This window comes from Wolbachia endosymbiont of Nomada ferruginata (assembly GCF_001675785.1).
Taxonomy (GTDB): domain Bacteria; phylum Pseudomonadota; class Alphaproteobacteria; order Rickettsiales; family Anaplasmataceae; genus Wolbachia; species Wolbachia pipientis.
The window spans coordinates 1-7,775 of the sequence record NZ_LYUY01000069.1; the positions used below are offsets into that span (position 1 = coordinate 1).

Annotated in this window: 9 protein-coding genes and 1 pseudogene; 5 read left to right on the forward strand and 5 right to left on the reverse strand. The window is 34.8% G+C overall.

Going from position 1 to position 7,775, the window contains the following annotated elements:
- Nucleotides 1-153: 153 nt before the first annotated feature.
- The 3 genes from BA053_RS04460 to BA053_RS04470 all read right to left on the reverse strand — a co-directional run bounded on the left by BA053_RS04460 (nucleotide 154) and on the right by BA053_RS04470 (nucleotide 2,627).
- Nucleotides 154-732 carry an RlmE family RNA methyltransferase gene (locus BA053_RS04460; RefSeq protein ID WP_065095430.1) on the reverse strand — a complete coding sequence of 193 codons (579 nt, stop codon included), beginning with the start codon at nucleotides 730-732 and terminating at the stop codon, nucleotides 154-156.
- A gap of 76 nt (nucleotides 733-808) precedes the next feature.
- A complete protein-coding gene (locus BA053_RS04465; RefSeq protein ID WP_065095125.1) occupies nucleotides 809-1,384 on the reverse strand; it encodes a PopZ family protein in 576 nt (191 codons plus the stop codon).
- A gap of 19 nt (nucleotides 1,385-1,403) precedes the next feature.
- Nucleotides 1,404-2,627 (reverse strand): TolC family protein, encoded by a 1,224-nt coding sequence (locus tag BA053_RS04470; RefSeq protein ID WP_065106808.1) that lies wholly within the window; start codon nucleotides 2,625-2,627, stop codon nucleotides 1,404-1,406.
- Nucleotides 2,628-2,756: 129 nt separating this feature from the next.
- Here BA053_RS04470 and rplM point away from each other — a divergent pair, with 129 nt between their 5' ends.
- The 3 genes from rplM (at nucleotide 2,757) to BA053_RS04485 (ending at nucleotide 4,139) form a co-directional block, all read left to right on the forward strand.
- Nucleotides 2,757-3,215: a 50S ribosomal protein L13 gene (gene rplM / locus BA053_RS04475; RefSeq protein WP_010082596.1), complete on the forward strand. Its 459-nt coding sequence runs from the start codon at nucleotides 2,757-2,759 to the stop codon at nucleotides 3,213-3,215.
- A gap of 10 nt (nucleotides 3,216-3,225) precedes the next feature.
- Complete coding sequence (gene rpsI, locus BA053_RS04480; protein WP_006279875.1) at nucleotides 3,226-3,681, forward strand: 30S ribosomal protein S9; 456 nt, start codon at nucleotides 3,226-3,228, stop codon at nucleotides 3,679-3,681.
- A 146-nt stretch (nucleotides 3,682-3,827) separates the two neighbouring features.
- A complete protein-coding gene (locus BA053_RS04485; protein ID WP_010082594.1) occupies nucleotides 3,828-4,139 on the forward strand; it encodes an HU family DNA-binding protein in 312 nt (103 codons plus the stop codon).
- Here the strand turns inward: BA053_RS04485 and BA053_RS04490 are convergent, their stop codons facing one another.
- Complete coding sequence (locus BA053_RS04490) at nucleotides 4,140-4,847, reverse strand: pyridoxine 5'-phosphate synthase (protein WP_065095127.1); 708 nt, start codon at nucleotides 4,845-4,847, stop codon at nucleotides 4,140-4,142.
- A 136-nt stretch (nucleotides 4,848-4,983) separates the two neighbouring features.
- On the opposite strand from BA053_RS04490, the pseudogene BA053_RS08780 reads away from it, so the two are divergent.
- Nucleotides 4,984-6,086: pseudogene (locus BA053_RS08780) on the forward strand (IS3 family transposase).
- Nucleotides 6,087-6,134: 48 nt separating this feature from the next.
- On the opposite strand, the gene BA053_RS04505 reads toward BA053_RS08780, so the two are convergent.
- Nucleotides 6,135-7,538: an NAD(P)H-dependent flavin oxidoreductase gene (locus tag BA053_RS04505; protein WP_065106810.1), complete on the reverse strand. Its 1,404-nt coding sequence runs from the start codon at nucleotides 7,536-7,538 to the stop codon at nucleotides 6,135-6,137.
- Nucleotides 7,539-7,584: 46 nt separating this feature from the next.
- Here BA053_RS04505 and BA053_RS08100 point away from each other — a divergent pair.
- Nucleotides 7,585-7,775: dephospho-CoA kinase (locus BA053_RS08100; RefSeq protein WP_245611593.1), on the forward strand; the 191-nt coding region annotated here is incomplete at its 3' end.

Below are 7,775 nucleotides of genomic sequence, written 5' to 3' on the forward strand. Positions count from 1 at the left end.
AATTGAACATAAGACGCCGATACATTAAGTAATCCTTACCTTTTAATCTGCAGATTGGCGAAAGCAAATACAATAGCTTCAGTTTCATGATAAGGGGGCTGGCGGAGTTTGTCAAGGAAGTTTTTTCGTTTCTGTGGGCTACCTGGATTAATATTATATAGAAAGTCTGCTGCCAATAAAGCCTAAACTTACCAAATACATTTCTGTAGATTCAGATCTACTTGACTTTGGTTTAAAGTATTTTACTGTTTTAAACATTTTTTTTAGCTCGTTACAAAAATCTTTATCAGATTCTCCTTGGAAAATTTTTACTACAAACGTGCCACCATGACTCAAGAAATGCTTTGCAAAATTGAGCGCTGCCTCACATAAAAGCATAATTCTGATATGATCCAACGATTTTAAACCACAAGATTCGGGCGCCATGTCAGATAAAATTACATCAAATTTTTGATCCTTGAATTTTTCTCTTAAAATTTCAAACTCATTGATAATATCACATTGTATAAACTCTACTCCATTAATTGCGTTCATTGGTTTTATGTCAAGAGCAACCACATTTGCACCTTTCTGAGATGCAACTTGTGACCATCTACCAGGAGAAGCACCAAGATCAATAATTTTTTGCCCTTCTTGGAATAATTTAAATTTGTTATCCATTTCTACCAGCTTATATGCTGAGCGTGACCTATAACCATCCTTGCTAGTTTTTTGCACATACTGATCATTCAAATGACGATGTAGCCACCTTGTTGAAGATAGTTTTCTGCCTCTAGCCGTCTTTACTCTAGTTTTTATTGCTAATACCCTACTTATTATTGATTATATCTTTAAGCTCTTTTTCAACTACTTCTTTTACCAGTGCATGTAGATATTTATTCAGCCATTCTGAGAGCTGAGGTTTTAAAAGAGATGTAACTAATTCTTCAACAGTAAGGTTCGCTTTTTTTTGTTGTTTATGCTGTAATTCGTTTTGCATTTTTCCAAGCAACGCTTTGATCTCTTCCATATTCTCTTTTAAAATTAGATGATCGTTATTTTGTGCTTGTAAGCCGCTATTACTCGCTTTGTTATTACTCATTTGGATATTATCGTACAAATAAATATCTTTTTTTTCTTCTGAATTGTAGCTATGGCCATTAAATTGGTTACTGTTGCAAGCCATTTCTTCACTTTGGTCATCATTATCAATGTCCTCTTCTTTACCATTTTCTTTTTTGCCATCTTCTTCCATGTCTTCTGGATACTCTTCCTCAAGGTATAGTACATCATCATTTTCATCCTTTATTTCTGCTTTATCGTTACTCGTGTTTTTACCCGATATAGCTTTTTTTATATCTTCTAGGATATCTTTTACAGATTGATTGCCTTGTTCATCATGCATAGTGCTAATACCATTAAATTTAGAGGTTTATACTATTTATCATAAAAAGCAAGTTGTAAACACTAATCACATAATTGCTTTTTGCTTCAACTAAGTCTGAACGTGCTTTAAATAATGCATCTTCAGTGTCCAAAAGGTCAGATGTACTCTTTAAATTTAAGTTTACTTCTTGCTCAACTCCTTCCAATGCTAGAGCTGCTGCTTTTTCCGCTTCTTGACTTGCTTTGATAATGGCCTTTGCTGTCAACACATTATTCCAAGCATTTACAACTGCTTGTTCTATATTTTTTACCGTTTCATAATAATCGTAGGTAGATTTTTTTGCATCCATTTTAGCTTTACTGACACCAAAAGCATTAACTCCTCTCTTAAAGATTGGAACATCAAGAATAAAAACTACATGAACATTTTCTAATAGTTTGTCTACCTTCATACCATCCCCCCCAAAATTTTTGCTTGCGCTTAGATTTAAAGAAGGAAGCCACTTGGAGCTTTCAGCGATCACTTCCATTCCGGCTGCTCTTTTTTGATAAACTGCTGCTTTTAGAGATAAATTATTGGTTTTTGCTAACTGTAAACATTCATTTAGTTCTGGAACAGAAGGTAGTTTATCATTAGCTTCAGAAAGGTCATCAGCATCTTCGCCAATTAAATGATAATAAGCAATATTTGCCAACTTTAATTTACCTTCAGCATCAACTCTTTCGGATATAGAAGATGAAAATTTTGCTTTTGCTAACAAAACTTCAGCATTGGTTACCTCTCCAAGGGAAAAGCGTTTTTTCATAGCTGACAAATGTTCCAAAGAAACGCGTTCTTTATGTTCTCTGAGCTTTAATATTTCTGTCTTTTGTAAAACATTAACATATGCTTTCACAGCATTAAGTGCAAGCTCTTGTTTTAATTGCTGAAATCGCATCTTTTCTGCTTTGAGAAGATGGCTTGATCGACTGAATGTGGCAAAGGTACCACCTCCATCGATTAATTTCTGGCGCAATGTAAGTTTTTTTTCAGATGTATCAAGATTAAAGTTACTATCGAAATTGTATTGCAAATTAATGTCAGGTAAAAATCCAGCTAACCCAGAAGATTTATAGTGTTTTTCTGCGCTTTTATATTGGTAAAATTGAGACTTTATTTTTGAGCTATTTTTGATGGCTTTGCTTATCACTTCTCCCACATCGGTTGCATAGCAACTTATAGTACTAAAAATGATCGCAAGTGTGATAATCAATCGAAACATTCTAATTCCTATGCATATTGGTTGCGCAGCTCAATTACTAACATAAATTACTTTAATAATCAATAACTAATATTGTTGACACTATTGAGAAATTAAGTATATCATAGCTTACTATTGTTAGATCAAATAATGAAGACTTTTTTCTTAAAGGAGAAACAAATCAATAAAAAGTGGTTTGTCATAGATGCAGAAGGATTAGTGGTAGGGAGGCTTGCAGCATTTGTAGCGACACTATTACGTGGAAAGCATAAACCTGAGTATACACCTCATATGGATTGTGGCGATAATGTAATTATTATCAACGCAGAAAAGGTGCATTTCACCGGAAAGAAGCTTAAAGATAAAATTTACTATAAGCATACAGGTTATTCTGGTGGTTTGAAGAAAACTACTCCAGATAATATTTTAAATGGCAAATTTCCTGAGCGTGTAATAGAAATGGCAGTGAAAAGGATGCTTGATGATGGGCCTATGGCACGTAGACGCTTTGAAAATTTGTATGTTTATTCTGGTTCAGAGCATAAGCATCAAGGACAGCAACCTGAAAAGATAGATTTTGCCTCTTTGAATCGTAAAAATAAAAAGTAATGGAGTAAAAATGAAGAGTTCTACAATAAATAACAATGATTGGTCAGAAAAGACAATTAAATCAGCAGTTGATTCGCTTGGTCGTTTATATGCTACAGGCCGAAGAAAAGAATCTGTAGCAAGAGTATGGATAAAGCCGGGGAGTGGAAAATTTAGTGTTAACAAAAAAGGCGATCTAATTTCTTATTTTAAAAGAGAGTCAGTGTGCCAAATAGTAAAAATGCCATTTGTTGCAACTTCCACATTGGATAAATACGATGTATTTGCAACTGTAAAAGGTGGAGGACTATCTGGTCAAGCAGGTGCTCTAGCTCATGGAATAAGCAGAGCTTTAAGTAGTGTAAGCCAAGATTTGCATTCTATACTACGTAATGGTGAGTTCTTAACTAGAGATTCACGTGTTGTTGAACGTAAGAAATATGGTCAACATAAAGCTCGGAAAAAGTGTCAATTTTCTAAGAGATAGTTATTTTATAGGGGTGTTTTTTTGTAAGTATTATACAAATATTTGCAAAAGTGTATGATATCCTCTATTTTTGTGATGAATTTAGTTGACTATCGGTGTCAACATAATATGCTATTTATGTGATTTTTTCAATATTAAGGTAATTTATGAGTAAAGAAGATATAATAAAACAATTAAAGGAAGATTGTTCTAGTCAGAATATAGATATAACAAAATCTGATTTGAGCAAGATTCATGATGCGTTTATTAAAATAATAAAGAATGAGCTGCATGGGAAAGGTGAAATACGTTTGCATGGAATAGGAACATTTTCTACTGCTATCAGTCAGGAAAAACAATGTCGTAACCCCCAAAGTGGTCAGATCATGACTGTTCCTAAAAAGACAAGGGTAAAATTTAAAGCAAGCCAAACTCTTTTAAGTATTTTAAATGAGAAGGAAAAAGCAGCAGTTAGTTAGTTAGTTAGACATTGTCATTTTCATTGTTTTTACTACGCTGTGTAAGCCGTAAAATACAGCTTCGCTAATTAAATAGTGGCCTATGTTAAGAGCTGAGATGTGAGGTATTCTTGTCATCTTCTTAGCGTGTTTATAAGTTATGCCATGTCCTGCGTGGCATTCTATTCCTAATTTATTGACGTACTCTGCAGCATTAGTAATTAACTGTAACTTTTTTTCTGATGGATTATCACAGTAACCCCCTGTGTGAATTTCTATTATGTCAGGTTTTGTCCCTAGCTTTTCAAGATATTTTAGTTGATCAATATTTGGATCGATAAACAGTGAGACTTTTATGCTAGAGCTATGCATTTCCTCTATTATACTAGAAAGTTTACTGTGCATATTCACGATATCCAGGCCACCTTCGGTTGTTAATTCTTCTCTTTTTTCTGGTACTATACTAATCGAATAGGGTTTTACCTTTTTTGCTATTTCAAGCATTTCTTCCGTGGCTGCAATTTCAAGATTTAGCTCAGTGCTAATGCTTTTTTTTAGGTTAAATACGTCTTCATCTCTAATATGCCTTCTATCTTCTCGTAAGTGTACAGTAATAAAGTCTGCTCCAGCGTCAATGGCTATTTCTGCTGCTTTCAATGGATCTGGATAAGAAGTTCCGCGTGCGTTGCGGAGGGTTGCAACGTGATCGATATTAACACCTAGTTTCACAATCTACCTCAGAAATTATTTATAGATTATACATGTTATTAGGTTTTTTGCATAGTCATTGTTTGACCTTACCCAGAAAAAGTGGAGAGAAAGAAAAGAGTTTTTTTGGGTAAAATAAAATTTTGGAGGATTAGAAATGGTAAGAGAATATACGGCAGAATTCAAATTGGAAGCTGTTAAACTGGCAAATGAACAAAGAAAGGCAGGTCAAACAATTACAAAAATAGCAAAGGATTTAGGAATAAAGGGTGGTTTATTAGGAAAATGGATAAAGAAACACAACGAAAAAAAGTCGGCAGCAGATGCATTTCCAGGTAGAGGTAACATGGCTCCTTACGACAAAGAGAGGTTTGATTTACAAAGAGAGTTAGCAAGAGTAACAAGGGAAAGAGACATTTAAAAAAAAGCCCTGGCCAGTCAAAAAGAGTAAAATATTTTTTTATAAAAGAGCATAGTAACTGCTATAAAGTACAGGAATTATGTAGGATTTTCTGCTAGTGGCTACTATAAGTGGACCACAAGAAAAATAAGCAGTAGAGAATCAGCAAATAAAGAGCTACTCGCAGCTATTCAAAAAATATATCAAGTTTCTAAATGTAGATATGGAGCTCCTAAAATTCATGCTGAATTGAAGGCTTTGGGTAAAAGTTGCAATTTGAAAACGGTGCAAAGTATTATGCAGAAAAATGACATCAGGGCTATACTGAGAAGAAAGTTTAAAATTAAAAAACAACAAACAGATAATAGAGCTGTAGCTCCCAATATACTAGATCAAAACTTTATTGTTGATCAACCAAATAAAGTATGGGATTACTTACATCAAAACCAAGGAGGGATGGCTATATTTGGCAGCAATAATTCTCACGTATGGTAGTTAATGAGTAGTGCAATAAATAAACAATTGGTTATGAACTCTTTATTAATGGCCATTAATAGGCGTAAACCTGTTAAAAATCTACTGCTGCACAGTGACCAAGGTTCACAATATACTGCGCAAGGGTATCAATATCTCTTAGCTGTAAAGAATATAGATGAGTAATAAAGGCTGTTGTTACGACAATTCTGTTGCAGAAAGCTTCTTTAGCTCATTGAAAAGAGAAATACTTATTGATACTTCACAACACTCTGCTCAACAAACTAGAACTGCAATATTTGAATACATAGAAATTTTTTATAACAAACAACGTCACTATTAACTATTGCATTCCAGAACAATTTGATGCATCATTCTTTTTGTAAAAAACATTCCACACTTTCTCTCCACTTTTTCTGGGTAAGGTCACTGACTCAATACCCAGTCAATATCCTTTCCACCAGTTCTTTTACTGCCGGTACGTAGCCATTCTCATAAAATGGATCTTGCTTAAATTTGTACACATTGTGCCCGGAAAACATGAGTTCGTTCTCAATATCACCATCGTGTATAACGTTTTGCAGTGTTTTTTGTATGCAAAAACTACGCGGATCTGGCTTTCGTCCTGTTGAATGGTCACCATGATCTTTCCAATTGCTAAATAAACAATGGCTCAAACATCCCATACAATTGATTTGATCTTCTCTTATTTGTTTAAATTTATCTGGCGTCACAAAAATAACAGTTGAATCTGGGGTTTTCATTGCTTCTGTGTACCCTGCTTTAGTCCATGTATTTGCCAGTTCTTTGTCTTTTGCAGTAAGGTAGATCTTTCTACCTCTGCTACCCATTGCAAATTCATTATTAAATTCTTCGCTAGCATTTTCTGAAAACTTTATTTGACGTGAATTCCGTTCCTGCAACTCACGTATGAAGTTATTTTTTACTGCAGATGAGTAAAACCCTGTTGGACTGAATTTATTTAAAAATACATCACCTTCTTCTAAAGTGAGTAGCTTCTTTTTCCACTCTGCAGAAATTGGGCTTTCTTTCGTCAAAAGTGGACGAGTGCCAAACTGAAAAGCTATTGGTCCAATTTGCAGATTGTCAAACCAATGTTCCCAATCTTTCAAATGCCACACTCCTCCTGCCATAACAATTGGTGTTTCTGAAAGACCGATCTCGTTCATGAAAGATCTAAGCTCTGCAACTCTTTCAAATGGAGCCTGTGGTAGCTCTGGGTCTTCACTGTTACTGAGTCCATTGTGCCCTCCAGCAAGCCATGGATCTTCATACACTACTCCACCAAGCAAATAGGAAGATATTCTTTGGTAAGTACGCTTCCATAATGCTTTAAAAGCACGCACCGATGAGATAATAGGGTAATAATAAACCTGATATTTAGCTGCAATTTCTCCAAGCCTATAAGGCATACCAGCACCGCAGGTAATACCATGAATCAAACCTTTCGCTCCTTCTAATATGCCATGAAGTACGCGTTCTGCTGCTCCCATCTCCCAAAGTACATTCATGTGTATTCTTCCATGACCTTTTGATATTTCATTTGCTATTCTTGCCTGACTAATTCCAGCTTTAATACTATACTCAATCAATTCACTGTGTTTTTCATTTCTTGTTTTGCCTTTGTAAATCAGCGGCACTAACTCACCATTATCATCAATAAGCTTAGCATTTGCACCAGAGAACGTACCCACAGCATCTGCTGCAGCAAATGCTCCGCTTGACCTTCCATCACTAATTGCAATGCCTTTACCACCTTCGATGATTGGCCACACTTCCTTTCCTGAAATTACTATCTTTTTTATCTTATTTTTCAAAACTTCCTCGCAATCTTTCACTCTATTTTACTTAATTACTAAAAAAATGATAGCTGTTTATTTTTTCTTGTATCATCAGAGCCTCTGCATAGCCAAATTTGGGTTTTTAGTAGACACAGCAGCTACTGTAAATATAGTTTCAAAAGAAGTTAATGCATTTTGCTATATGATTATAGGTCTAACAGGCGGAATTGGGGTAGGAAAGAGCTTTGTAGCTAATTGCTTTCAAGAGTTTGG